This is a genomic window from Stenotrophomonas sp. LARHCG68, from assembly GCF_052871705.1.
In genome coordinates, this window is sequence record NZ_JBIXJV010000001.1 from 1,525,192 (window position 1) to 1,548,898 (window position 23,707).

General features: G+C 68.4%; 20 protein-coding genes and 2 pseudogenes. 10 read left to right on the top strand and 12 right to left on the bottom strand.

Annotation, left to right across the window (positions count from 1 at the left end; all coding sequences use genetic code 11):
* The first annotated feature begins 135 nt into the window (after positions 1 to 135).
* The 4 genes from ACIPR8_RS06730 to ACIPR8_RS06745 all read left to right on the top strand — a co-directional run bounded on the left by ACIPR8_RS06730 (position 136) and on the right by ACIPR8_RS06745 (position 4,585).
* Positions 136 to 693, top strand: a complete 558-nt coding sequence (locus ACIPR8_RS06730; protein WP_446540502.1) for an NADPH-dependent FMN reductase — start codon at positions 136 to 138, stop codon at positions 691 to 693.
* A gap of 217 nt (positions 694 to 910) precedes the next feature.
* Positions 911 to 2,326, top strand: a complete 1,416-nt coding sequence (locus tag ACIPR8_RS06735) for a replicative DNA helicase (RefSeq protein WP_132864164.1) — start codon at positions 911 to 913, stop codon at positions 2,324 to 2,326.
* 11 nt (positions 2,327 to 2,337) lie between these two features.
* Positions 2,338 to 3,747 carry a cryptochrome/photolyase family protein gene (locus ACIPR8_RS06740; protein WP_446540503.1) on the top strand — a complete coding sequence of 470 codons (1,410 nt, stop codon included), beginning with the start codon at positions 2,338 to 2,340 and terminating at the stop codon, positions 3,745 to 3,747.
* Between the two features lie 139 nt (positions 3,748 to 3,886).
* Complete coding sequence (locus tag ACIPR8_RS06745) at positions 3,887 to 4,585, top strand: OmpA family protein (RefSeq protein WP_446540504.1); 699 nt, start codon at positions 3,887 to 3,889, stop codon at positions 4,583 to 4,585.
* Positions 4,586 to 4,691: 106 nt separating this feature from the next.
* Here the strand turns inward: ACIPR8_RS06745 and ACIPR8_RS06750 are convergent, their stop codons facing one another.
* Both ACIPR8_RS06750 and ACIPR8_RS06755 read right to left on the bottom strand, forming a co-directional pair.
* On the bottom strand, positions 4,692 to 5,687 hold the full coding sequence (locus ACIPR8_RS06750; protein WP_192288505.1) for a GGDEF domain-containing protein: 996 nt from the start codon (positions 5,685 to 5,687) through the stop codon (positions 4,692 to 4,694).
* A gap of 237 nt (positions 5,688 to 5,924) precedes the next feature.
* Positions 5,925 to 6,908 (bottom strand): hypothetical protein, encoded by a 984-nt coding sequence (locus ACIPR8_RS06755; RefSeq protein ID WP_446540505.1) that lies wholly within the window; start codon positions 6,906 to 6,908, stop codon positions 5,925 to 5,927.
* 140 nt (positions 6,909 to 7,048) lie between these two features.
* On the opposite strand from ACIPR8_RS06755, the gene ACIPR8_RS06760 reads away from it, so the two are divergent.
* Together ACIPR8_RS06760 and ACIPR8_RS06765 are read left to right on the top strand one after the other, a co-directional pair.
* Entirely contained in the window at positions 7,049 to 7,561 is a 513-nt protein-coding gene (locus tag ACIPR8_RS06760) for a L,D-transpeptidase family protein (RefSeq protein ID WP_446540506.1), read from the top strand.
* 188 nt (positions 7,562 to 7,749) lie between these two features.
* A pseudogene (locus ACIPR8_RS06765) lies at positions 7,750 to 8,016 on the top strand (DoxX family protein); the annotation flags it as partial.
* A gap of 111 nt (positions 8,017 to 8,127) precedes the next feature.
* On the opposite strand, the pseudogene ACIPR8_RS06770 reads toward ACIPR8_RS06765, so the two are convergent.
* Positions 8,128 to 8,649 (bottom strand): annotated as a pseudogene (locus ACIPR8_RS06770) (thioesterase family protein); the annotation flags it as partial.
* Between the two features lie 80 nt (positions 8,650 to 8,729).
* On the opposite strand from ACIPR8_RS06770, the gene ACIPR8_RS06775 reads away from it, so the two are divergent.
* The gene (locus ACIPR8_RS06775) at positions 8,730 to 9,299 is read left to right on the top strand and encodes a TetR/AcrR family transcriptional regulator (protein ID WP_446540507.1); all 570 of its coding nucleotides are present in this window, start codon (positions 8,730 to 8,732) and stop codon (positions 9,297 to 9,299) included.
* Positions 9,300 to 9,327: 28 nt separating this feature from the next.
* On the opposite strand, the gene ACIPR8_RS06780 is transcribed toward ACIPR8_RS06775, so the two are convergent.
* From ACIPR8_RS06780 to hutI, 5 genes are all read right to left on the bottom strand, one after another.
* Positions 9,328 to 11,562, bottom strand: a complete 2,235-nt coding sequence (locus tag ACIPR8_RS06780; protein WP_446540508.1) for a CocE/NonD family hydrolase — start codon at positions 11,560 to 11,562, stop codon at positions 9,328 to 9,330.
* A gap of 140 nt (positions 11,563 to 11,702) precedes the next feature.
* Positions 11,703 to 13,370, bottom strand: a complete 1,668-nt coding sequence (gene hutU, locus ACIPR8_RS06785; RefSeq protein ID WP_446540509.1) for a urocanate hydratase — start codon at positions 13,368 to 13,370, stop codon at positions 11,703 to 11,705.
* Positions 13,367 to 14,218, bottom strand: a complete 852-nt coding sequence (gene hutG / locus ACIPR8_RS06790; RefSeq protein ID WP_446540510.1) for an N-formylglutamate deformylase — start codon at positions 14,216 to 14,218, stop codon at positions 13,367 to 13,369. The genes hutU and hutG overlap by 4 nt, the downstream gene beginning before the upstream one ends.
* 430 nt (positions 14,219 to 14,648) lie before the next feature.
* Entirely contained in the window at positions 14,649 to 16,193 is a 1,545-nt protein-coding gene (gene hutH / locus ACIPR8_RS06795; RefSeq protein WP_192288454.1) for a histidine ammonia-lyase, read from the bottom strand.
* A 33-nt stretch (positions 16,194 to 16,226) separates the two neighbouring features.
* Complete coding sequence (gene hutI, locus ACIPR8_RS06800; RefSeq protein ID WP_446540511.1) at positions 16,227 to 17,432, bottom strand: imidazolonepropionase; 1,206 nt, start codon at positions 17,430 to 17,432, stop codon at positions 16,227 to 16,229.
* A 61-nt stretch (positions 17,433 to 17,493) separates the two neighbouring features.
* Between hutI and ACIPR8_RS06805 the strand changes: the two genes are divergently transcribed.
* Positions 17,494 to 18,864 (top strand): formimidoylglutamate deiminase, encoded by a 1,371-nt coding sequence (locus tag ACIPR8_RS06805; RefSeq protein WP_446540634.1) that lies wholly within the window; start codon positions 17,494 to 17,496, stop codon positions 18,862 to 18,864.
* Between the two features lie 32 nt (positions 18,865 to 18,896).
* The gene (hutC, locus tag ACIPR8_RS06810) at positions 18,897 to 19,625 is read left to right on the top strand and encodes a histidine utilization repressor (RefSeq protein ID WP_446540512.1); all 729 of its coding nucleotides are present in this window, start codon (positions 18,897 to 18,899) and stop codon (positions 19,623 to 19,625) included.
* 115 nt (positions 19,626 to 19,740) lie between these two features.
* On the opposite strand, the gene ACIPR8_RS06815 is transcribed toward hutC, so the two are convergent.
* The 4 genes from ACIPR8_RS06815 to ACIPR8_RS06830 form a co-directional block, all read right to left on the bottom strand.
* Complete coding sequence (locus ACIPR8_RS06815) at positions 19,741 to 20,760, bottom strand: restriction endonuclease (RefSeq protein WP_446540513.1); 1,020 nt, start codon at positions 20,758 to 20,760, stop codon at positions 19,741 to 19,743.
* A 127-nt stretch (positions 20,761 to 20,887) separates the two neighbouring features.
* The gene (locus ACIPR8_RS06820) at positions 20,888 to 21,679 is read right to left on the bottom strand and encodes a YggS family pyridoxal phosphate-dependent enzyme (protein ID WP_192288458.1); all 792 of its coding nucleotides are present in this window, start codon (positions 21,677 to 21,679) and stop codon (positions 20,888 to 20,890) included.
* A 183-nt stretch (positions 21,680 to 21,862) separates the two neighbouring features.
* Positions 21,863 to 22,330: a phasin family protein gene (locus ACIPR8_RS06825; RefSeq protein WP_132864148.1), complete on the bottom strand. Its 468-nt coding sequence runs from the start codon at positions 22,328 to 22,330 to the stop codon at positions 21,863 to 21,865.
* Between the two features lie 74 nt (positions 22,331 to 22,404).
* Positions 22,405 to 22,680 carry a polyhydroxyalkanoic acid system family protein gene (locus tag ACIPR8_RS06830; protein ID WP_446540514.1) on the bottom strand — a complete coding sequence of 92 codons (276 nt, stop codon included), beginning with the start codon at positions 22,678 to 22,680 and terminating at the stop codon, positions 22,405 to 22,407.
* 116 nt (positions 22,681 to 22,796) lie between these two features.
* Between ACIPR8_RS06830 and ACIPR8_RS06835 the strand changes: the two genes are divergently transcribed.
* Positions 22,797 to 23,603, top strand: a complete 807-nt coding sequence (locus tag ACIPR8_RS06835; protein WP_132864146.1) for an FHA domain-containing protein — start codon at positions 22,797 to 22,799, stop codon at positions 23,601 to 23,603.
* Positions 23,604 to 23,707: the final 104 nt, after the last annotated feature.

Sequence of the window (23,707 nt, forward strand, 5' to 3'; positions counted from 1 at the left end):
TCCGGCTGGCACGCCCGCACGTTGCGGCAACCTCGCTCCTCCCGCGTCCGCGGGAACGGGGCGGGGCGCGCGGCCTTCACCCGGTCCAACGCGGCGGGCGGCTAGCCTGCCCCCATCTTCCGGTTGGAGCCCGCCATGAGCCCCTACAAGATTGCCGTTTTCGTCGGTAGCCTGCGCAAGGATTCGATCAACCGCCGCTTGGCGCATGCGCTGCAGAAGCTGGCCGGGGACCGGGCCAGCTTCGAGTACATCCAGATCGGTGATATCCCGCTGTACAACCAGGACCACGATGGCCAGTTTCCGGCGCAGGGCACGCGGATGAAGAACCAGGTGCGTGCCGCCGACGCGGTCCTGTTCGTCACCCCCGAGTACAACCGCTCCATCCCCGGCGTGCTGAAGAATGCCATCGACACCGCGTCGCGGCCGTACGGCGACAATGCCTTCGACGGCAAGCCGGCGGCGGTGACCGGTGCCTCCATCGGGGCCATCGGCAGTGCATTGGCCCAGCAGCACCTGCGCAACGTGCTGGTCTTCGTGAATCTGGCGGTGCTGGCGCAGCCGGAGGCCTTCCTGCACTTCAAGGACGGGCTGATCGAGGCCGACGGCACGATCACCAACGAGGCCACGCGGACGTTCCTGCAGGGCTTCGTGGACCGCTTCCTGGCCTGGATCGGGACCCACCACGCCGGCTGAGCGGTCGGCACGGGCGCGGCGGCTTTGCGATAATCGGCACCCGGCGCCGCAACGGCGCCGGGTGCTTCTTTCTGTATGGCCGCCCACTCCGGAACGCCCCGCCAGGCCGCGGGGGCTGGAATTGTGGACAGGTTATCCACAGAGTTGTCCGTACCCCGGTGGCAGATGCCCACCTACCATGGCCGTAGTGCCTTAGCGCAGGAATCACGTTTTTCTTATGTCCGCTCGTACTGGTTTCCGTTCCGACCGCAACGACCGCGCTGAGCGCGGCGAACAGCGCATTGATGCCCTGCGCGTACCCCCGCATTCGGTGGAAGCCGAGCAGGCGGTGCTCGGCGGCCTGATGCTGGCGCCGGAGGCATTCGACCGGGTCAACGAGGCGCTGACCGAGAAGGACTTCTACCGCCGCGACCACCAGCTGATCTACCGCGCCATCCGCGAGCTGTCCGAGCGTGACCGCCCGTTCGACGCGGTGACCCTGGGGGAATGGTTCGAGTCGCAGGGCAAGCTGGACCAGGTGGGCGATGGTGCGTACCTGATCGAGCTGGCCAGCACCACGCCGTCGGCGGCCAACATCAGCGCCTACGCCGAGATCGTGCGTGACAAGGCGGTGCTGCGGCAGCTGATCCAGGTGGGCACCGACATCGTCAATGACGGCTTCCAGCCCGAAGGGCGCGACAGCACCGAACTGCTGGCCACCGCCGAGAAGTCGGTGTTCGCCATCGCCGAGCAGGGCGCGCGCGGGCGGACCGACTTCGTGGCCATGCCCGGCGCGCTGAAGGACGCCTTCGAGGAGCTGCGCAACCGCTTCGAGAACGGCGGCAACATCACCGGCCTGCCGACCGGCTACAACGACTTCGACGCGATGACCGCCGGCCTGCAGCCGACCGACCTGATCATCCTTGCCGCGCGTCCGGCGATGGGCAAGACCACCTTCGCGCTGAACATCGCCGAGTACGCCGCGATCAAGTCGAAGAAGGGCGTGGCGGTGTTCTCGATGGAAATGTCGGCCTCGCAGCTGGCGATGCGCCTGATCTCCTCCAATGGCCGCATCAACGCGCAGCGCCTGCGTACCGGCCAGCTCGAGGACGAGGACTGGAGCCGCGTCACCGGTGCCATCCGCATGCTGAAGGAAACCAAGATCTTCATCGACGACACGCCGGGCGTGTCGCCGGAAGTGCTGCGCTCCAAGTGCCGCCGCCTCAAGCGCGAGCACGACCTGGGCCTGGTGGTGATCGACTACCTGCAGCTGATGAGCGTGCCGGGCAACAGCGAGAACCGCGCCACCGAAATCTCCGAGATCTCGCGTTCGCTCAAGGGCCTGGCCAAGGAGCTGAACGTGCCGGTGATCGCGCTGTCCCAGCTCAACCGCTCGCTGGAAACGCGTACCGACAAGCGCCCGGTGATGGCCGACCTTCGCGAATCCGGCGCTATCGAGCAGGACGCGGACATGATCGTGTTCATCTACCGCGACGATTACTACAACAAGGAAAGTTCGCCGGACAAGGGCCTGGCCGAGATCATCATCGGCAAGCACCGTGGTGGCCCGACCGGCTCGTGCAAGCTGAAGTTCTTCGGCGAATACACCCGTTTCGACAACCTCAGCCACGACTCGGTCGGCGCGTTCGAGTAAGCCCCTCCGCCATGTCCGTCGCCCTCGTCTGGTTTCGGCGCGACCTGCGCCTGCGTGACAACCCGGCCCTGCAGGCCGCGATCGAGGCCGGGCATACGCCGCTGCCGGTCTACATCCATGCGCCGCACGAAGAGGGCGCATGGGCACCGGGCGCGGCCTCCGAGGCATGGCTGCACCAGTCGCTGCAGCAGCTCGACGCCGACCTGCGTGCACGTGGCAGTGCGCTGGTGCTGCGGCGTGGCGACAGCCATGCCGAACTGCAGGCGCTGATCGCCGAGAGTGGCGCGCAGGCGGTGTACTGGAACCGCAAGTACGAACCGGCCACCCAGCCACGCGACGTAGCGATCAAGCGCGGCCTGCGCGAGCAGGGCGTGCACGCCGAGAGCCACAACGGCTATCTGCTGTTTGAACCGTGGGAACTGGCGACCCAACAGGGCGGCCCGTACAAGGTGTTCACGCCGTTCTGGCGCAACGCGCTGGGCCGGTGGCGGCTGGCGGCCTTGACCGAGGCGCCGTCGCGGCTGCCCGGCCATGGCCTGCAGGGCCTGCCGCTGCAGGCGTTGCAGCTGGCACCGCGGTTGCACTGGGATGCGGGGTTCTGGGCGCACTGGCAACCGGGCGAGGCCGGTGCGCAGGAGGCATTGGACGTCTTCACCGATGGCGCGCTCAATGGCTACCGCGAGCAGCGCGACCTGCCGGACCGTACCGGCACCTCGTTGATGTCGCCGCACCTGCATTTCGGCGAGATCGCGCCGTGGCGCATCGTGCACGCGCTGGAGCGGCTGCGCAGTGCCGGTCGCGACGCCGACATCGACGGTTACGTGCGGCAACTGGGCTGGCGCGAGTTCTCTTGGCACCTGCTGCATCACTTTCCGCAGACTTCCGACAGCAACCTCAATCCGCGCTTCGATACGTTCGCCTGGGCGCCGCCGCGCGCCGAGCTGCTTGGCGCCTGGCAGCAGGGCCGCACCGGTATCCCCATCATCGATGCCGGCATGCGCGAACTGTGGGCTACCGGCTACATGCACAACCGCGTGCGCATGCTGGTCGGCAGCTTCCTGTGCAAGCACCTGCGCATGCATTGGAAGGAAGGCGCGCGCTGGTTCTGGGACACGCTGGTGGACGCCGACCTGGCCAACAACAGCATGGGCTGGCAGTGGATCGCCGGCACCGGCGCTGACGCGGCGCCGTACTTCCGGGTGTTCAACCCGGTGACGCAGGCGCAGAAGTTCGACCCGCATGCGCGCTACATCACCCGCTGGGTGCCGGAACTGGCGGGGCTGCCGGTCAAGGCACGGTTCGCGCCGTGGTTGTCACCGTCGCTGCTGGCCGAGCAGGCGCCCACGTATCCGGCACAGCCGCTGGTCGATCTGGCGCAGGGCAGGGAGGCCGCATTGGCCGCCTACCACCGGTGCCGCTAAGAGTTTGAACGCTTCAGACAGTTAGATGAATGGAACCCGCTTCCGGCGCGGTTCCATCATCCCCACGTCGCAGCCTGCTGTTTATCCTTGCCCGGCAAATCCACGCCGGCCTTCCTGCCGGCCCATGAAGGAGACTCTGATGAGCACCGTTACCGCTGTCCGCAATACTTCCCTTGGTCTGGTGGCAGCTGCCGTCCTCTCGGCCTGTGCCACCGGTGGCTCTTACGTGCAGCAGGACCCGTACGGCAACCAGACCCAGCAGCAGAACAAGACCGGCAAGGGCGCGCTGATCGGCACCGCCATCGGCGTGGCCGCGGGCCTGCTCAGCGGAGGCGATGCCACCGAGCGTCGCCAGCGTGCGATGGTCGGCGCCGGTATCGGTGCGTTGAGCGGCGCGGCGATCGGCAACTACCAGGACCGCCAGGAGCGGGCCCTGCGCGAGCGCACCGCCAACACCGGCATCGACGTGCAGCGCGAAGGTGACAACATCACCCTGAACCTGCCCGACGGCATCACCTTCGACTTCAACAAGACCACCCTCAAGCCGCAGTTCTACGGTGCGCTCAATGGCGTGGCCAGCACCCTGCGCGAGTACAACCAGACCATGATCGAAGTGGTCGGCCACACCGACAGCATCGGCACCGACGCGGTGAACAACCGCATCTCGAAGGAACGCGCCGACGCCGTGGCCGCCTACCTGACCGCGCAGGGCGTGCAGGGCGCGCGCATCGAGACGCTGGGTGCCGGCAAGGCCTACCCGATCGCCGACAACAGCACCGACGCCGGCCGTGCGCAGAACCGCCGCGTGGAGATCCGCCTGATCCCGCTGAAGTCGTGATCGCAGCCGCAGCGTTGATGGCGTGAAGCAAGGGCCGCGCAAGCGGCCCTTGTCATGTCGGCGCGGGGAGGCGATGCGCCTTGGCCCGCAACCGCGCCGCCGCAGGTCAGCCGGCGATGACCGCGCTGTTGCGTCCCTTGCGCTTGGCTTCGTACAGCGCCGCATCGGCGCGCGCGAACCAGTCCTGCCAGCGCTGTTCGCCGGCATACATCGCCCCGCCCAGGGAGATGGTGATGCGGCCGCCGGGCCCCCGCAGTGCCTCGTACACCGCCTTGCGGATCCGTTCGGTGAAGCATTCCAGGGCTTCGCGCGTACCGGTCTCGGCCAGGATCACGAATTCCTCGCCACCGAAGCGGAACACCTGGTCCCGGTCGCGCAGTTCAAAGCGCAGGATGGCGGCCAGGTCAGACAGGGCGGCATCGCCGGCGGCGTGACCGTGGCGGTCATTGACGTCCTTGAAGTGGTCGATGTCCAGCACCACCAGCGCGTGCCGGAAGCGGCTCTCGCGCTGGCCGATGATCTGCTGGCTGAGGGTGCGTTCGAGCGCGCGCCGGTTGGGCACGCCGGTGAGGGCATCGAGCGAGGCCAGTTGCTCCAGGCGGCTGCGGTCGCCCTGCAGGCGCCGCGAGAAGCGATGGCCGAAACCGAAGGTCAGCACGATGACGGCAAGCGCCTGCGGCTGGATCGGCGCGAGCAGCAGCCCGGGCTGCAGCAACAGCCCGACGACCAATGCCAGGTTGACCGGTGCGGCGACCTCGTAACGGACGATGAAGAAGTTGCTGATCAGGACCAGGAACGTCCATGCCAGCGCCGAATGCTGCAGCACCCACGCCGCCAACAGGCAGCCGCCTGCATTGGCGAGGGCGGCCAGCACCCCGGCGATGTCCAGCCTTCGACGCTGGGCCAGGACCGTGGCTGCCACGGCCACAGCGGTGAGCAGCAGGCTGATGGCCAGTTCCGGCAGGCGCCGGTCGGCGGCCAGCCAGGCACTGAAGAACACCAGCACCAGCGCCGAGGTCGGCGCGATCGTGCGCAGCGGTACGCTGCGCAGCGCCTGCGGCAGGTCGGGGACGTGCTGGACGGGAGGGCCGGGGGTGTGCATGGCGGCGGCAACATAGCAGCGGCCGTGGCGGATTTCCTTCACCCGGATACACATGGTCAGGCGTCGGATTGCTTTGTGCAGGAACGCCCCGGAAGGGCGTCATTTACTGACCAACCACGGCCGTGTTCATGTCCGATATGGACGCACGGCGGCGCTTTTCAAGGCGTGTTCGGCAGCGTCGCGTGAAGCCGGATTTCACCGTCCGGACGCCGCGCCGGCCCATTTGCGCAAACCCGATCAGGCCAGCGGCAGGCGGCTTTCGGCCCGGCTGTAGCGATCGTGCAGTGCCCGTACCTGCGCGGCGCGCGGATGGACGCGCACGGTATCACCGAACGTCCGCAGGTACTGGCAGGCGGCGAAGCCCGGCGATTGCCGCTCGTAATCGGCGATCCAGGCCAACCGGTCCGGACGGTTGGCCTGCTCGGGTGACCATGCCGCGACGCGTGGCTGGATGCGGGCTTTCATTCCCATCCGCCACGGCTTGGGAGTAAGGCGCGCGCGGAAGCAGTGCTGCAGGCGGCACATGCGGGCATACAGCGGATCGGCGTGGACCGCCTTGAAGAACTGGTGGACCGCCTTGTCCTGCGGATCGAACACCGCGTGCATCACCAGCACCCGCAAACCGGCCGGCGTGCGGTAGGTGCGCAGCGTCCAGTCCGGTTGTTGCCGTGCGAACTGCTCCAGCTTGGCCAGCGCGCGCCCCTGGGCGCCTCCATTGGCGTTGAAGCGCACGCGCCTGACCACTACCACCAGCCAGTTGAGCAGGACCAGCGCGAGGGTGGCGGCTGCGGCGCCTATCCACCAGTTGTTCGCGTTGACGCCGATGATGGCCATCACCCCGAGCCAGCAGGCCGCCGACAGCAGGAAGGGCAGGACACAGCCGGAGGGAGGCTCTTCCAGGTCGATGTCGGCGAACAGCACGTCCGGGGTGTTCAGGCACAGCGCGCCGTAGCTGTTGCGGGTGATGACATCTTCGCCCTCGCGCGCAACGACCTGCTCGCGGATGGGCACGCCTTCCACGCCATAGTGGGTGCGGCGCTCGCGGCGCGGCAGTGATTCACCGGCAAGGATGGCGTCCATGGCCTGCTGCACGCGCGCCTCGGCATGCGCCTGGGCGGCCTCCAGGCTGAGCTCGGACCAGCCGAAGCGGCGGACGGTGACGCTGCGGCGGCGATGGCGGACCTGCCTGCGGGCCTCGGCCCAATACTCCGGAACAATCATCTGCCGTCCTGCGGTCATCCTGACGAAGTGGCCGGAGTCTGGCATAGGCCATGACGCCCGTCACCGGCCTCGTCGGCGCATGGCGGCGTACCGACGCGTCGTCGGGTAGGCTCAGAGGCAACGTTCAACCGGGGTGTCACGTGCTGAAGGGAAGCAACGCCTGCCTGGCGTCGATGCTGGCCATGGTGGGTACGGCTGCGGCCACCGACGACGTCGAGGCAGTGCAACCGAAGGCCACGTTTGTTTACGTGGACAAGTCCGAGCGGCAGTTGTTCGTCTTCAGTGGCCGCACGCTGTTGCTGCAGTACCCGGTCGCGCTGGGGCGGGTGCCGGCCGGGCACAAGCAGCAGGAGGGGGACAAGCGCACGCCGGAAGGGGTGTACATGCTGGACTGGAAGAACCCGAACAGCCGCTACCACCGTTCGATCCATGTCTCCTACCCGAATGCCGCGGACCGTGCCGATGCGCAGCGGCGCGGCGTGTCCCCGGGAGGGGACATCATGATCCACGGCCAGCCGAATCAGTCGCCCCTGCCGGCCGCGGCCTTGCAGCAGCACGACTGGACCGATGGCTGCATCGCGCTGACCGATGCGCAGATGGATGCGCTGTGGGAGGTGGTGGATGTGCCGGTGCCGATCCGGATCGTGCCGTGAGCGGCGGGCACTATCTGCAGGCGGCGGGGGAACGGCGGGGTTTGATCGGCCACGGTGCCGGTTTCATCACGGTGCCTGCCGGTGAAGCGGGGTATACCGGCCGGGCGTGCCGGGCCGTGTCGCAATCGCGCCCGGTGCGGGTGCATGCTGTGTTCCCCATCCCAACGCCCGCCTGGAGGGATCCGATGATGGACGGTCTCGTCGAGCGCAACCGCGATGCAATCATCCTGGCCGCGCGCATCCTGTTGATGGTCTTGTTCATCATGTCAGGGCTTTCCAAGCTGACGAACTTCGCCGGCACGGTGGCCTACATGGCATCGCTGCATGCACCGCTTCCCACCCTGGCGGCAGCGGTGTCGGTGTTCATGGAGTTCTTTGTCGGCGCGGCCATCGTGGTGGGCCTGTGGGTGCGGCCGCTGGCACTGTTGTTCGTGCTTTTCACGCTGGGTACGGCCGTGATGGGCCATGCGTTCTGGTCGATGGAGGGGCAAGCGCGCGACCTCAATACGATCCAGTTCTTCAAGAACGTCGCCATCTGCGGTGGCCTGCTGCTGCTGGCCGTTACCGGCGTCGGCGGCCAGCAGGGCCTGCGCCGCCGCGCCCAACGGGGGCGATGCCACGTCCTGCACGCCCAGCACCTGCAGCACTTCCTCGCCGGTGACGAAGCGTCGGCCGCGCCGGTCGTACATGCCGGTGATCAGCAGGGCGCGGGTGGCTACCTTGTCGTCGTCGCCGACCAGCACGCGTTGCTCCATCAGGATGCGGCCGCCGACCCAGCCGACCATGCGCGTTTCCAGGGTGAAGCGCTGGAATGGCTTGAGCTCGCGCCGGAACTGGATGGTGCCGGCGCCGGCGATCGGTGCCCACTTGCGGCGCATCGCCACCTTGCCCAGGCCGGTGCGCAGCACTAGGTCCAGCCGGCCCAGGTCGAAGATCGTCCAGTAGCGGCCGTTGGTCATGTGCAGGTTCAGGTCGATGTCGTTGGGCAGCACCCGGAACTGCAGCCGCGACACGCCGGCGGGGGCCTGCAGGCGCGGGCGGAACCAGGAACAGATCAGCAGGTGCAGCAGACGGAACCAGAGATTCATGGCGTGGGCAAACCTTTTATAGCGACTGTCATAACGCGCGTACGCTAAGCTATGACACCCGTCATAGCAAGGACCTCGCGATGCGCCGCCGTCCCACCGATGCCCCGCAGCGCGTGATCAGCACCGCCGCCGACATGCTGGCGACCTATGGCCTCAATGCCACCAGCATCCGCGAGGTCACCAAGCGTGCCGAGGCGCCGTTTGGCTCGACCTATCACCATTTCCCCGGTGGCAAGCAGCAGGTGCTGGCCGAAGCGACCGCCCTGGCCGGCAGCCGCATCGACGCCATGCTCGACGAGGTCCTGCGCGAGGGCGTGGTCAGCGGCGTTTCGCGCTTCCTGGCGCTATGGCGCGAACGCCTGCTCAAGTCCGACTTCCACGTGGGCTGCCCGGTACTTGCCGCGGCGGTGGAAGAGCCCATCGACGGCGGCGCCGACGATGCCCGGGAAGCGGCCGGTGTTGCGTTCACGGCGTGGGAGCGACGCCTGGCCGAGGCGTTCATCGGCGAAGGCCATGCGCCGGTCCAGGCGCAGGCATTGGCGACGATGCTGATCGCCAGCGTCGAAGGCGCGGTGGCGATCAGCCGGGCCACGCGTGACATCGCCGCGTTCGACCGGGTGGTCGAGCGATTGGAAGCCTTGTTGCGCTGAGCTCGCCCGCGTCCTGGCCGGATGCGGATCAATCGCGGATCGGCAGGGTCACGTGGCTGTCGCCGTGCCACTGGATGACCAGCGGCTCGCCGGCGTCGGCCAGGGTCTCGTCGGCGGGTTCCTTGCCGCTGCCAAGGTTGAGCTGCAGGTTGGGTTGCTTGAGCACGCCGACGGTGACCACGATGCGGCTGCCGGCGGGCAGGCGGCTGCCGAGCAGGCGGGTGTCATGGATCCGCACGTGGCTGCGTTGCCTGGGCTGCAGCAGGTGGCGTTCGCTGCGGTCATCGGCCTGGCTCAGGCGCTGCAGCGCATAGGCCAGGTCGAAGTACTGGCCTGCGGGCCCCTGCGCGTAGATGCCGATGCTGAGGTCGGCGTCGGCCTTGTTGAGGGTGAAGTACAGGTCGGCGCTGAACGGTCCGGCCAATTCCAGGTCGTGCGTGAGCACGTCGCTGCGGAATACCAACCCGGCGTGCGGGTCCAGCGTGGGGTTCAACACGTTCGGCGAAGGCTGCCAGTCGGCGTCGCTGCGGTCGCTGAAGTCCACGCGCTGGATCGCCGGTGGGCCGTTGGACGGTGCCGCATCGAGCCGGTGCGCGGCATTGGCGCCGGCGTGCAGGTAGTAGCGCTGGCTGCGCGTGGCCATGGCTTCTAGCGTGTCGGCGTGCCGCCAGGTGTCGGCGCCCATGACCTGCCAGTTGACGCGCCCGGCAAGCGGGGCGGGCGTGGGCGCGCCCTTGAAGACGTGGTCGAACCAGGCCAGCCGCATTGCCTGCAGGTCGATGCGGGCGCCGGGGTCGGGCGTGTAGCCCTGCACCACCGGCGGCAGCCCGGTCTGCATGGTGAAGTGTTCGTAGGGACCGATCAGCAGGGTATGGTCGGCGTTCGGGCGGTGCTGCAGGTGGTTGCGGAAGTAGTGCAGGACGCCGATCTGCGCACCATCGAAGTAGCCGGTGGTAGCCAGGACCGGGATGTCGATGTCGGCGAACGCACTGTCCTGGGGAATCATCGCGCGCCACCAGGCGTCGTAGCGCGGGTGCTGCAGCCAGCGGCTGAACACCGGGTTGGCCATGCCATCGATGGCGGGCCGATCGCGGTAGCGGCCACTGCCGCGGTAGGCCTGCTGGTCGAGCCGCTGCCAACGGGCGCTGTCGCCGTAGCTGGCATCGTCCAGGCTGCGATTGCTGGCCGTGTAGAACGGCCAGGCGTACATGAAGTTGAGGAAGACGCCGCCTTCCATCGGGACATCGATGCCGGGTGCGGTCGTGGCCGAGGTGGCGATGGCCTTCAGCGCGGCCGGACGCTGCTTGAGCGCGGCCCATTGGGTGAAGCCGCTGTAGCTGCCGCCATACATGCCGACCCTGCCATCGCTCCAGCGTTGCGCGGCGATCCAGTCGATCACCGCCGCCGCGTCGCCGCCATCGTGCTCGAACGGCACGATCGCATCCGGGCTGCGGCCCTTGCCGCGGCTGTACGCCACGACCGACGCATAGCCGTGGGCGGCCATCTTGCGGGCGTCGTCCCAGGCCCAATCGTCGTTGGCGTAGACGGTGAAGGTGAGCAATGCAGGCAGGGGAGTGGCGGCGTGGCGCGGCAGCACCAGCAGCGCGGACACGCGGGCGCCGTCCGGGGTGGCGATCAACAGGTCGCGCTCGACCTGGTAACGGCGTGCGTCGTCGGCGGCCTGTGCCGCGGCGAACAGGGGCTGGAAGGCGGCGTAGCTGTCGTGGACCTGCCAGGCACGCACCAGTTCGACGGCCTGATCCAGGGGAAGGCTGCGTTTGCCATGTGCCTGTTCGATGCGCTGGTCCAGGTCCTGGCGCATGCGCGGCAGGTAACCACCGAAGGCAACGCTGGCCTGCTGCGCGCTGCGGTCGTCGAGCTCGGCGAAGCGGGCGGCGAAGGCCTGTGGCCATGCCTGCGCGAATGCTTGCCGATGCTCGGCCTGCGCCTGCCGCGCACGCGCATGGATCTCGTACTGCAGGAACAACGGCGGCTGGTTGGGTGGGTCGTTGCGCAGGCGGCGCAGCGCCTGGATGCTGGTGATGGCGTCGGCATACCTGCCGGCGGCCAACTGCAGGCGGAACACCGTGCCCAGCCGCTGCTGCGCATCGAGCGCGTCGTAGCGCGCCAATGTCTGCCGGGCCAGGGCCGGTACGGCCGCATCGAGGCGCTGCTCCCAGCCGGCCGGCAGCACAATGTCGTCGTTGGCCGCGTAGGCCGAGGCCGTGAACAGCATCAACAGCAACGTGAGCAGGCTGCGCATGGTGTTTACCCAACAGGTGCTGCTTGATAGCACATCGACGGACGGCGCGCCCGTGCGTCGTTGCGCCCGAAAACAGATGCCCCCTCCCGTGGACGGGAGGGGGCATGGCTTCCATCGCTACGGAAGTGAAGGTGTGGCGATCAGCCGAGGATGCCCGGCAGGTCCAGGCCCTTCTCGCGGGCGCAGTCCAGCGCGATGTCGTAGCCGGCATCGGCATGGCGCATGACGCCGGTACCGGGGTCGTTCCACAGCACGCGGGCGATGCGCTGGTCAGCGGCCTCGCTGCCGTCACAGACGATGACCACGCCGGAGTGCTGCGAGTAGCCCATGCCCACGCCACCGCCGTGGTGCAGGCTCACCCAGGTGGCGCCGCCGGCGACGTTGAGCATGGCGTTGAGCAGCGGCCAGTCGGAAACCGCATCCGAACCGTCCTTCATCGACTCGGTCTCGCGGTTGGGCGAGGCGACGCTGCCCGAATCCAGGTGATCGCGGCCGATCACTACCGGTGCCTTCAGCTCGCCATTGCGGACCATCTCGTTAAAGGCCAGGCCCAGCTTGTGACGCAGGCCCAGGCCGACCCAGCAGATGCGCGCCGGCAGGCCCTGGAAGCTGATGCGCTCGCGGGCCATGTCCAGCCAGCGGTGCAGGTGCGGGTCATCGGCGATGATCTCCTTCACCTTGGCATCGGTCTTGTAGATGTCCTCCGGGTCGCCGCTCAGTGCCACCCAGCGGAACGGGCCAACGCCACGGCAGAACAGCGGGCGCACGTAGGCCGGCACGAAGCCCGGGAAGTCGAACGCATTCTTCAAACCTTCATCGAAGGCCATCTGACGGATGTTGTTGCCGTAGTCGACGGTCGGGATGCCGGCCGCGTGGAAGGCCAGCATCGCCTCCACGTGCACGCGCATCGCGGCCTTGGCGGCGTCGCGCACCTTCTCCGGGCTGGCCTGCTGCTCGGCCAGCCATTGCTCCACGCTCCAGCCGATCGGCAGGTAGCCGTGCACCGGGTCATGCGCGCTGGTCTGGTCGGTGACGCAATCCGGGCGCACGCCACGGCGCACCAGCTCCGGCAGGATCTCGGCCGCATTGCCGAGCAGGGCAATCGACTTGGCTTCGCCGGCTGCCGTGTATTTGGCGATGCGCGCCAGCGCGTCGTCGATGTCGGTCGCCTGCTCGTCGACGTAACGGGTGCGCAGGCGGAAGTCGATGCTGCTCTGGCGGCATTCGATGGTCAGGCTGCTGGCGCCGGCCAGCGATGCGGCCAGCGGCTGCGCGCCGCCCATGCCGCCGAGGCCGGCGGTGAGGATCCACTTGCCGGCCAGGCTGCCACCGTAATGCTGGCGACCCATCTCGACGAAGGTTTCGTAGGTGCCCTGCACGATGCCCTGGCTGCCGATGTAGATCCAGCTGCCGGCGGTCATCTGCCCGTACATCATCAAGCCCTTCTTATCGAGCTCGTTGAAGTGCTCCCAGTTGGCCCAGTGCGGCACCAGGTTGGAGTTGGCGATCAGCACGCGCGGCGCATCCGGGTGCGTGGGGAATACGCCGACCGGCTTGCCCGACTGCACCAGCAGGGTCTGGTTGTCGTCCAGGCGCTGGAGTGTTTCCAGGATCTTGTCGTAGCTCTCCCAGTCGCGCGCGGCGCGGCCGATGCCGCCATACACCACCAGCGAGGTCGGGTCTTCGGCCACTTCGGCGTCGAGGTTGTTCTGCAGCATGCGGAACGGGGCCTCGGTCTGCCAGGACTTGCAGTTGAGCGTGTTGCCGCGCGGCGCGCGCGGGCTGCGGGAAGGATCGTGACGGGTCATGCGTTTCTCCGGGAAGCAAAATCGAGGCAGGCGCGAAGGATCTGTTTCAGGGTGTCGCGTACCGGTGCGGCGTGGTCGGGGTCGTACGGGGTCGGCCAGCTGTGCTCATCGACATCGGCCGGCGCGGGCTCGTGCATGTAGCCACGGCAGCCCAGCTCCATCTGCAGGGTATGCACGCCGCCGGCGGTATCGCTGTAGTGGCGGGTGATCCAGCCGCCCTTGAAGCGGCCATTGCGGACGTGGCCCAGGCCGCTGATCGCGCACAGGTTCTCGACCACGTCGGTGAGGGCGTTGTCGCAGGACGTGTCCGGCGCACCACTGGGGCCGGCGCTGCCGATGTTGAACTGCGGCAGTTCGCCGTCGAACAGGTGCGGGATCAGCGAGCGGATCGAATGCGCGTCGTAGACGACCACGGTGCCGTGGAGGGCGCGCAGTCGGGTGATCTCGGCGCGCAGCGCGGCGTGGTACGGGTCGAACCACGTCTGGCGGCGGCGATGGATCTCCGCCTCATCCGGTGCATGGCCGTCGCGGTACAGCGGCTGGTTGTCGAAGGTGGTGGTCGGGCACAGGCCGGTGGTGTTCTGGCCCGGGTACAGGGAGGCGCCGGAGGGATCGCGGTTGACGTCGATCACCGAGCGCGAGACCGCGGTGCGCACCGTGGTGGCGCCCAGCTCCCTGGCGAAGGCGTACAGCTCGTGCACCCACCAGTCAGCGTCGCGGCGGGCCAGCCACGGCGAGACGAAGTGGCCGACCAGTGCGTCGGGCAGTTCGGTGCCGGTATGCGGGAAGCTGACGATCAACGGGGCATCGCCGCGGTGAATCTGCAGCCAGTCAGGCGAGTGGGTCATGGAGGACTCCAAAGGGCAGGGCAGAACGATGAAGCGTGTGGGAATGTGTTATCCCTTCTCCCGCGTGCGAGGGAAGAGGCCCGAAGGGCAGATGAGGGGAGCTTTTTGCAGTGAAGCTGAAAAGCGCCCTCATCCGGCGCTGCGCGCCACCTTCTCCCGCTTGCGGGAGAAGGGAAGGGTTTGCCGCGAGCGCTGGCCGCACGGCTATGTCATACACTGCGCGGAAAGCCGATGCCGTCTCTTCTCCCGTTTGCGGGGTGAAGACATGCGGTCTACGAGCCATTGGCTCGTGCATGGCTGAACGCCCAGCGCGTTGCGCTGGGCCGGGGCGCGGAGCGAGATGCCCGAAGGGCAGATGAGGGGAGCGCTTCGCACTGAGGCGAAAGCGCATAGAACCCCCCATGTGAACCCAATGCCGCATGACGTCAGGTCAGTTGCCAGCCACATCCACGCCCGGCAACTGCACGCCCAGGCCCGCCAGCAGCGCGCCGCTGCGCACCAACTCGGTGGCGGCGACCATGTCCGGGTGGAAGTAGCGGTCGTCCTGCAGCGTCGGCACCTGCGCACGCAGCACCGCACGTACGCCTTCCAGTGCATCGCTCGAACGCAGCGGCGCATGGAAGTCGCAACCCTGGCCGGCGGCCAGTAGCTCGATGCCGATCACGTTGGCGGCGTTCTCGGCCATCGCAATCAAGCGGCGCGCGCCGTGTGCGGCCATCGAGACGTGGTCTTCCTGGTTGGCCGAGGTGGGAATCGAATCCACGCTGGCCGGGTAGGCACGCTGCTTGTTCTCCGACACCAACGCCGCGGCGGTCACCTGCGGGATCATGAAGCCCGAGTTCAGGCCCGGCTTCGGGGTCAGAAACGCCGGCAGGCCACTCAACGCCGGGTCCACCAGCATCGCGGTGCGGCGCTCGCTGATCGAGCCGATCTCGCAGATCGCCATGGCCAGCATGTCGGCGGCAAAGGCCACCGGCTCGGCGTGGAAGTTGCCGCCGCTCAACGCCTCACCGGTATCGGTGAACACCAGCGGGTTGTCGGACACGCCATTGGCTTCGATTTCCAGCGTGGTCGCGGCCTGGCGGATCACGTCCAGTGCCGCGCCCATCACCTGCGGCTGGCAGCGCAGGCAGTACGGGTCCTGCACGCGCACGTCGTTGTCACGGTGCGATTCGCGGATGGCCGAGCCCTGCATCAGCTGGCCCAGCACAGCGGCGGTGGCGATCTGCCCGCGCTGGCCGCGGATGCGGTGGATGCGGGGGTCGAACGGGGTATCCGAACCCTTGGCCGCTTCCACCGACAGCGCACCGGTGACCAGCGCGCTCTGGAACACGACTTCGATCTCGAACAGGCCGGCCAGCGCATATGCGGTGGAGTACTGGGTGCCGTTGAGCAGGGCCAGGCCTTCCTTCGCACCCAACACCAGCGGTGCCAGGCCGGCCTGCTGCAGCGCCTGTTCGGCCGGCATGCGCACGCCACCGACGAAGGCTTCGCCCACGCCGATCATCACGCTGGCCAGGTGCGACAGCGGCGCCAGGTCGCCCGAGGCACCGACCGAACCCTGGCTCGGCACCACCGGCACCACATCCTTCTGCAGCATGGCTTCCAGCAGCGCCAGCGTTTCCGGGCGGATGCCCGAGGCACCCTGCGCCAGGCTGGTCAGCTTGAGCGCCATCATCAGCCGCACCACGTTGACCGGCATCGGCTCACCCACGCCGGCGGCATGCGAGAGCACGATATTGCGCTGCAGGGTTTCCAGGTCCTCGCGCTCGATGCGCACGCTGGCCAGCTTGCCGAAGCCGGTGTTGATGCCGTACACCGGCGCGCCCTTGGCGACGATGTCGGCCACGACCTGCGCGCTGCGCTGCACGGCGGCCTGCGCCGAGGCGTCCAGCTGCACGTTGGCACCGCGGTAGATCTGCCGCCACTGCGCGAGCGGGACGTGGCCGGGAAGAAGGGTCAGGGTGGTGCTCATGAATGCTCCAAACGTGCGTTGTAGTGCGTGGTGTCAGGCGGCCTGCCCGCGCCAGATGCGGGCATGCAGGGGATTGAAGCCGATGCGGTAGACCAGGTCGGCGGGCGCCTCGATGTCCCAGATGGCCAGGTCGCAGTCCATGCCGGCGACCAGCCTGCCGAGGCGATCGCTGCGGCCCAGCGCGCGGGCGGCTTCGCGGGTGAAGCCGGCGACGCATTCGTCCACGGTCAGGCGGAACAGGGTCGCGCCCATGTTCATGGTCAGCAGCGGGCTGGTCAGCGGCGAGGTGCCGGGATTGCTGTCGGTGGCCAGGGCCAGCGGCACGCCGGCGTCGCGCAGTTTCTGGATCGGCGGCAGCACGGTTTCGCGGGTGAAGTAGAACGCGCCCGGCAACAACACGGCGACGGTACCGGCCGTGCGCATGGCGGCGATGCCGGCATCGTCGAGGTGTTCGATATGGTCGGCGGACAGCGCGCCGTGGCGGGCGGCCAGTTCGGCGCCATGCTGGTTGGACAGCTGCTCGGCGTGGATCTTGATCGCCAGCCCGTGCGCGTGCGCGGCCTCGAACACCTGCTGCGCCTGTGCCGTCGAGAAGGCAATGTTCTCGCAGAAGATGTCCACGGCCTCGGCCAGGCCTTCGGCGGCGATGGCCGGGATCATCACTGCACTGACGTCGTTGATGTAGGCCTGTGCCTCGTGGCCGGGCGGCACCGCATGCGCGCCAAGGAAGGTCGGCACCACTTCCACCTTGCGCAGCCTGCCCAGTTCGGCGGCCACGCGCAGTTGCTTGCGCTCGTCGGGCAGGCTCAAGCCGTAGCCGGACTTGATCTCGATCGTAGTCACGCCCTCGGCCAGCATCGCGTCCAGGCGGGGCAGGGAGGCGGCGATCAGCCCGGCATCGTCGGCGGCGCGGGTGGCGCGCACGGTGGAGACGATGCCGCCGCCGGCCCGGGCGATGTCGGCGTAGCTCACGCCCTGCAGGCGCTGCTCGAACTCGCCGGCGCGGTTGCCGGCGTAGACCAGGTGGGTGTGGCAGTCGATCAGCCCGGGGCTGATCCAGCGGCCGCCGCAATCGATGCGCTCGGCCGGTATGAATGCCGGGGCGGTGTTGGCTGGGCCGGCGTATACGATGCGACCTTCGGTGGCGGCGATCATGCCGTCACGGATCACGCCCAGGCCGCCGCTGGCATCGTCCAGGGTCATCAGGTTGGCGTTCTGCCAGAGCGTGTCGCAGCGCATGGGCACTCATCCCGGTGAATTTGTATATACAATAACGACCGAAAACGGAGAGTGTCCAGTGATCACCCCATCCTCATCGCAACCGGTTCATTTCCATGCCCAGCAGGCCTTGTTGGCCGATGGCTGGGCGCATGACGTGCGCATCGAAAGCCAGGCCGGGCGCATCACTTCGGTGACGGCCGGCGTGCCGGCGCAGGACGGGGACCGGCGGCTGGGTACGGTCGTGGCCGGGCTCGGCAACCTGCACAGCCATGCGTTCCAGCGCGCGATGGCCGGCCTGACCGAAGTGGGCGGGCGCTCGGGCGACAGCTTCTGGAGCTGGCGCGAGCTGATGTACCGCTTCCTCGACCGGCTCGACCCGGACGACTTCCAGGCCATCGCCGCGCAGGCTTACATGGAGATGCTGGAAAGCGGCTTCACCCGCGTCGGCGAGTTCCACTACCTGCACCACGCCCAGGATGGCAGCGGCTATGCCGATCCGGCGGAAATGTCCGCGCGCGTGGCCGCCGCCGCTGCCGAGACCGGGCTGGGCCTGACCCTGCTGCCGGTGTTCTATGCGCACAGCGATTTCGGCGGGGTGGCGCCGACGCCGGGCCAGCGTCGCTTCCTGCACGACGTGGATGGCTTCGCGCGCTTGCTGGAAGGCTGTCAGCGCGCCCTGTCCGGCACGCCCGATGCCGTACTCGGGCTGGCCCCGCACAGCCTGCGCGCCAGCACCCCGCAGGAACTGCAGGCATTGGCGGCGATGGGGCAGGGTCCGATCCACATCCATATCGCCGAGCAGACCCGCGAGGTCGACGCCTGCCTGGCATGGAGCGGCCAGCGCCCGGTGGAGTGGTTGTACGACCACGTCGCGGTCGATCCGCGCTGGTGCCTGGTGCATGCCACCCACGTCACCGCGCGGGAAGTGCAGCAGATCGCCGACAGCGGAGCGGTGGTGGGGTTGTGCCCGATCACCGAGGCCAACCTGGGCGACGGCCTGTTCCCGATGCGCGACTTCGTGCAGGCCGGCGGCCGGTTCGGGGTGGGCTCGGATTCGAACGTGTTGATCGATGCAGCCGAGGAACTGCGTCTGCTCGAGTACGGCCAGCGCCTGGCGTTGCGGGGGCGCAACGTGTTGTCGCCGGGCGTGTTCTCCACCGGGCGCTGGTTGTACCAGCAGGCCGGTGAGGGCGCGGCGCAGGTGCTGGGCGTGGCCAGCGGGTTGCGGGCGGGCGCGCCGGCCGACCTGCTCGAACTGGATCCGGAACACCCGGCACTGCAGGGTCGACAGGGGGATGCCTTGCTTGACAGTTGGCTGTTCGCCGCACGTAATGGCGCCCTCCGCAGCGTCTGGCGCAACGGTCGCGAGCTGGTCCAGGGGGGCCGCCACGTGCATCGCGAAGCGATCACCCTGCGCTACCGCGCCGCCCTTGGCCGGATACTGGCTTGACGACACGGTGTTGCCCATTTCAGGAATCGCGAGTGAAGAGCAAGAAGGCTCCCACCCTCAACCAACGCATCCGCAGTGACATCGAAAGCCGCATCCTCAGCGGCGAGTGGGAGCCGGGCTACCGCATTCCCTTCGAACATGAGTTGATGGAGCAGTACGGGTGTTCCCGGATGACGGTGAACAAGGTGCTGACCACGCTGGCCGAGAGCGGCATGATCGAGCGCCGCCGCCGCGCCGGTTCGTTCGTGGCGCGCCAGCCCCCGCACCTGGAACACGTGGCGCTGGAGATCCCGGACATCGCGGTGTCGGTCATCCAGCGCGGCCATGTCTATGGCTTCCAGTTGCTGGAGCACGCCCATCGCAAGGCCCGCGCAGGACAGGCCGAGGAGTTGGCGCTGGTCGGTGCCGGCAAGCTGCTGGCGATGCGCTGCCTGCACCTGGCCGACGGCAAGCCGCTGGCGCTGGAGCGGCGCCTGATCAATCCCGAGGCCGTCCCCGAAACGCTGGAAGTGGACTTCTCGGTACAGCCGCCGGGCAGCTGGCTGCTGCAGAACGTGTCCTGGACGCGTGGTGAGCACCGCATCAGCGCGGTGGCCGCCACCGCCGAGGAAGCCGCCCTGCTGCAGGTGCCGGCTGGTACCGCCTGCCTGACCATCGACCGCCAGACCTGGCGCGGCGAACAGCCCATCACCTGGGTGCGACAGAAGTTCCTGGGCGATGCCTACGACCTGATCGCCCGCTTCGCGCCCGGCAACCGGTAGGGGCGGCTTCGGCCGCGGAACCGCGACGCTCAGCGTGCTGGCGAACGCCTGCCATCGCCGTTGATCCCACTCGGGAGGGGTGTCCCCGCCGCGCGGCCAGGGCCGCGCCGACGGCTCAGAACGTGCGGCACTGCCGCCAGCGCACCGGCTCATCGACACCCGGACGCGGGTTGAGCTGCACGCGGGTGGTACGCAGCGCCGGGAAACGTTCCAGCTCGGCGCAGATCAATGGCCAGATCGCCGCATCCTCCCCATTGCGTTCCACCGCAAGGGTGCTGCGTGTCTGCCAGATGCCGCTGACCACGCCCGGGGTGCGCGCCAATGCCTTGGACACCGACTGCTGGTAACGCAGCAGCGTCTGCGGGTCGGGATCGGCGACCAGGTCGCCGGGGTTGGCACTGGCCACCGGTGTGGCTGCGGCAGCGGGCGTTGCGGCATCCGGCGCCACGGCTTCGGCACCGTTGCCGGTCGGCTTCGGGTGTCCTTCGCGTGCCGCTGCCGGTGCGCCGCGCGGCGTGGCCGCCCCGCTGGCGCCTTCGTCGCGAAGTGTGAGGTAGCCCATGCTGACCAGCAGGCCCAGGGTGACGGCGGCGAGCCCGGCAATGCCGGTGTGGCGCACGGCCTCGCGGCGCGCGAAGCCGGTGACCGTTTCGCGAACTTCGTCCGGCACATAGGGCTTGAGGAATTGCCACAGGTCGCGCCCGTCGATCACCTCGATGGATTGCCGGCCGGCCTCGGTCACGCCCTCGCGGTCCACCTGGCCTTCGGTCAGCAGCAGGCCGCCGACCGCACCGGTCAGGCGCATCGCCGCGCCCAGTTCGTGCACGGCCGAGGCATCAAACCGATACGCGCGTCCGTGCTTGCACGACACCAGCCAGCGCTCGCCGTCCCGTTGCAGCAGGAAGTCGCTGCTGGTGCCGCGTTCGCTGTCATCGCTGGCATTGAGGGCAACCAGGCCACGGCGCTCGGCCATCGCCGAACGGACGATCTGCGAGAACTCGCGCCAGCGCATGCCGGCCAGCGCGGCCAGGCCGTGCTTCATCTCGGTTTCCCGGCGCTTGACCAACCACAGCCAGGCGGCCGCAAGGCTCCAGATCAACAGCGCGAGCACCAGGGCCAGGATCCAGGAAAACATCGATTTACCCGAGGGAACGGAAGACAGGGGGCCTCAGTCTAGCTTCCTTCACGACCGTAAGAAGGGCCAATTGCAGCTTTTGCGAAAGCCGTCAGGGCGCTGCCAGGGACGCTCCCCGCGCACGCGCTCAACCCGGCCAGTAGTGGCTGTCCGGCACCGTTCTTGCACCGAAGATGGCCTGCCCGACGCGGACCACCGTGGCGCCTTCCTCGATGGCGATCTCGAAGTCACCGGACATGCCCATCGACAGTTCGTCCAGCGTGATATCGGCAGGCGCTTGCTGGCGCAGGCGGTCGCGGAGCTGGCGCAGTTCGATGAAGCAACGGCGTACCCGCTCGGCCTCGGCCGAGAACAGCGCCAGGGTCATCAGGCCACGCACGCGCAGGCTGCCGAACTGCGGCAGGGCCTGGAGGAAGGCCGGCACGTCGGCCGGTGCCAGGCCGAACTTGCTGTCCTCGCCGGAAGTGTTGACCTGCACGTAGACATCCAGCGAGCGGCCTTCCAGCTGCAGGCGACGGTCCAGGGTCTCGGCCAGGCGCAGGCTGTCCAAGGCCTGGAACTCGCTGGCGAAGCGCGCCACCAGCTTGGCCTTGTTGGTCTGCAGGTGGCCGATCACCGACCACTGCAGGTCGTGCAGGTCCTGCATCGCCTCCCACTTGTGGTGGGCTTCCTGCACCTTGTTCTCACCCAGCAGGCGGCAGCCGGCCTGGTAGGCCAGGCGGATGTGGGCCTCGTCGATGGTCTTGCTGACCGGCAACAGCCGCACGCTGCCGCGGTCGCGGCCGGCGCGCGCGCAGGCGGCATCGATCCGGGCCTGGATGGCCTCCAGGTTGTGGCGGAAGTCCTCCACGGTTTCGGCGCGCGGGTAGCGGCCATGCTGGTCGTGGCGGGTGGGGGTGTCGGACAGCGGGGTCTGCATGGCGGCTCTCATGGCGCGATCGGCCGGGCCGACCATTGTCGCCTTTACCGTCCCGCGGGGCATCTTTCCCGGAGCGCGGGCATGAAAAACCCGCCATCCGGAGCCGTGAGGGGAGGGAGACAAACGGCGCGGTACTGCTGGCGGGTCAATGGATTCTTGCGCAACTTTTGCTGCTATGCAACATCAATCTTCATGCGGAGGCGAAGCGGCGTGCGCGGCGCGCGATTCGGCCTTGGTCAGGCGCCGGTTGAGCGCGTCCAGGCGCTCGTTCAGCGCCTCGATGTCCGAGCGGCTGGGGATGTCCATCCGGCGCAGCACCCGGTGCACGCGGTCCTCGAAGTTCTTCTCCACCCGGTCCCAGGTGCCGGCGGCGCGCTCGCGCGCCTGGCCCAGGGTGTTCTCCACGGTGTCGCGCAGGCTTTCGCCGCGCGTGGACTCCTCGCGACTGCGCTCTTCGGCGGCCTCGCCTTCCTTGACCAGTGAATCGAACAGGCGGCTGCCTTCGTTCTGTGCCCGGGCCAATGCGCCCAGCCCGGCCAGCCAGACCTGCTGGGCCGATTCGGTCATCCTGCGGCCGATGCGCTCGGCCTGGTGCTGCAGGCCGGGGCTGCTGCCGCCGTCGTCACCGGGACGACGTTCATATGCGCTCATGACGGTGCTCCTGTAGGGACGAAACCTTGGGCAACACCGTAACGAGTGGGATGCGTGCTTGGCGTGATGGAGGCTCAGCCGAGCTTTTCGGCCAGCACGCGCTGGATTTCCGATTCCACCATGCCCTTCATCGCGGACAACAGGAAGCCCAGTTCAGCCTTGACCCGCACCGCGCCGGGCAGCAGTTCGATGCCGCCTTCCACGCCGGAACGGGTGAAGTGCAGCACCTGGCCTTCCCAGCGCGTGGTGACGTCGAAGCGCTCCTGCAGCTTCTGCGCCACTTCGGCGATGGCGGAGCGGGCGTTGTCTTCGGACAGGCTGTGGGCGTGGCGGATGTCGATGGTGGACATGAAGCGTTCCTGCGATACGGCGTCGGGTTGAAGGGAGGGCATTGTAGGACCTGCGTGGCCTGCTCCGGGCGTCGTGGCACCTTCTGCGCGGCAGGCCGACCTGCTAGTCTGCCGCGGTGCCTATCCTGCAAGTCCATTTCAGCAACCGCCAGCAGCCCGACCAGCCCTTGAGTCCGGGCGTCCAGCGCATCGTGCGCCATGCATCCGGGCAGGTCCGGCTGGGCGATGACAGCGTCGGTCCGATGTTGCTGGCGCAGTTCTGCGTGGACCAGCGCGGCGTCTGGCTGCAGGTCGCCAATGGCGTCCGCGGCATCCACGTCAACGGCCGCCCGGTGCGCCGGATGGCGCAGCTGCGCGCCGGTGATTCGGTCTACGCCGATGGGGCGGAGATGCTGCTGCGCGGCCAATGCGAGCCGGCCGGGCAGGTGCCCGAGGCCGTCGCCGAGCCGGGTGATGACCAGCGCGTGCTGCTGCGCGGCGTCGGTGGCCGCCACCATGGCCGCAGCTTCACCCTGGATCGGTCCCGTGGCATCGGCAGCGAAGCCACCAATGACATCGTCATCGACGACCCCACCTTCACCGCACGCCATGCCCGCTTCGAGCGCCACGACGACAAGGTGCTGCTGCGCGACCTCGGTTCGGCCGACGGGGCGCTGGTCAATGGTGTGGCGGTACGCAACTGCTGGCTGCAGGCCGGTGACCAGGTCGTGTTCGACGGCGGGCACCGCTTCGTGCTGGAGATGCCGCTGAACCCCGCAAGCCTGGCGGCGGTGCTTGCGGTCGAAGAGGAAGCGCCGGCCGAGCCGGCCGAAGCGGCCGCCACCGCCGCGCCGCGGCGTCCGCGGCGCTGGCCCTGGTTGCTGCTCAGCGCCCTGTTGCTGGGCGCGGCGATCAGCGCCCTGCTGCTGTACGGCGCCCGCTGAGCCCGCGCGCCGGCCGCGCCCTGGCCGGCTCGGCAGCGGTCCAATTGGGTGCAGATGCAACTTTTTCTGCGCCCCCAAAGGCTGTTGCGCTGCGGCATACTAGG

Bases quoted from the DNA above. Each gene is read 5' to 3' on its own strand.
- ACIPR8_RS06730 (WP_446540502.1), top strand. From the start codon at position 136: ATGAGCCCCTACAAGATTGCCGTTTTCGTCGGTAGCCTGCGCAAGGAT.
- ACIPR8_RS06735 (WP_132864164.1), top strand. From the start codon at position 911: ATGTCCGCTCGTACTGGTTTCCGTTCCGACCGCAACGACCGCGCTGAG.
- ACIPR8_RS06740 (WP_446540503.1), top strand. From the start codon at position 2,338: ATGTCCGTCGCCCTCGTCTGGTTTCGGCGCGACCTGCGCCTGCGTGAC.
- ACIPR8_RS06745 (WP_446540504.1), top strand. From the start codon at position 3,887: ATGAGCACCGTTACCGCTGTCCGCAATACTTCCCTTGGTCTGGTGGCA.
- ACIPR8_RS06750 (WP_192288505.1), bottom strand. From the start codon at position 5,687: ATGCACACCCCCGGCCCTCCCGTCCAGCACGTCCCCGACCTGCCGCAG.
- ACIPR8_RS06755 (WP_446540505.1), bottom strand. From the start codon at position 6,908: ATGATTGTTCCGGAGTATTGGGCCGAGGCCCGCAGGCAGGTCCGCCAT.
- ACIPR8_RS06775 (WP_446540507.1), top strand. From the start codon at position 8,730: ATGCGCCGCCGTCCCACCGATGCCCCGCAGCGCGTGATCAGCACCGCC.
- ACIPR8_RS06780 (WP_446540508.1), bottom strand. From the start codon at position 11,562: ATGCGCAGCCTGCTCACGTTGCTGTTGATGCTGTTCACGGCCTCGGCC.
- hutU (WP_446540509.1), bottom strand. From the start codon at position 13,370: ATGACCCGTCACGATCCTTCCCGCAGCCCGCGCGCGCCGCGCGGCAAC.
- hutG (WP_446540510.1), bottom strand. From the start codon at position 14,218: ATGACCCACTCGCCTGACTGGCTGCAGATTCACCGCGGCGATGCCCCG.
- hutH (WP_192288454.1), bottom strand. From the start codon at position 16,193: ATGAGCACCACCCTGACCCTTCTTCCCGGCCACGTCCCGCTCGCGCAG.
- hutI (WP_446540511.1), bottom strand. From the start codon at position 17,432: ATGCGCTGCGACACGCTCTGGCAGAACGCCAACCTGATGACCCTGGAC.
- ACIPR8_RS06815 (WP_446540513.1), bottom strand. From the start codon at position 20,760: ATGTTTTCCTGGATCCTGGCCCTGGTGCTCGCGCTGTTGATCTGGAGC.
- ACIPR8_RS06820 (WP_192288458.1), bottom strand. From the start codon at position 21,679: ATGCAGACCCCGCTGTCCGACACCCCCACCCGCCACGACCAGCATGGC.
- ACIPR8_RS06825 (WP_132864148.1), bottom strand. From the start codon at position 22,330: ATGAGCGCATATGAACGTCGTCCCGGTGACGACGGCGGCAGCAGCCCC.
- ACIPR8_RS06830 (WP_446540514.1), bottom strand. From the start codon at position 22,680: ATGTCCACCATCGACATCCGCCACGCCCACAGCCTGTCCGAAGACAAC.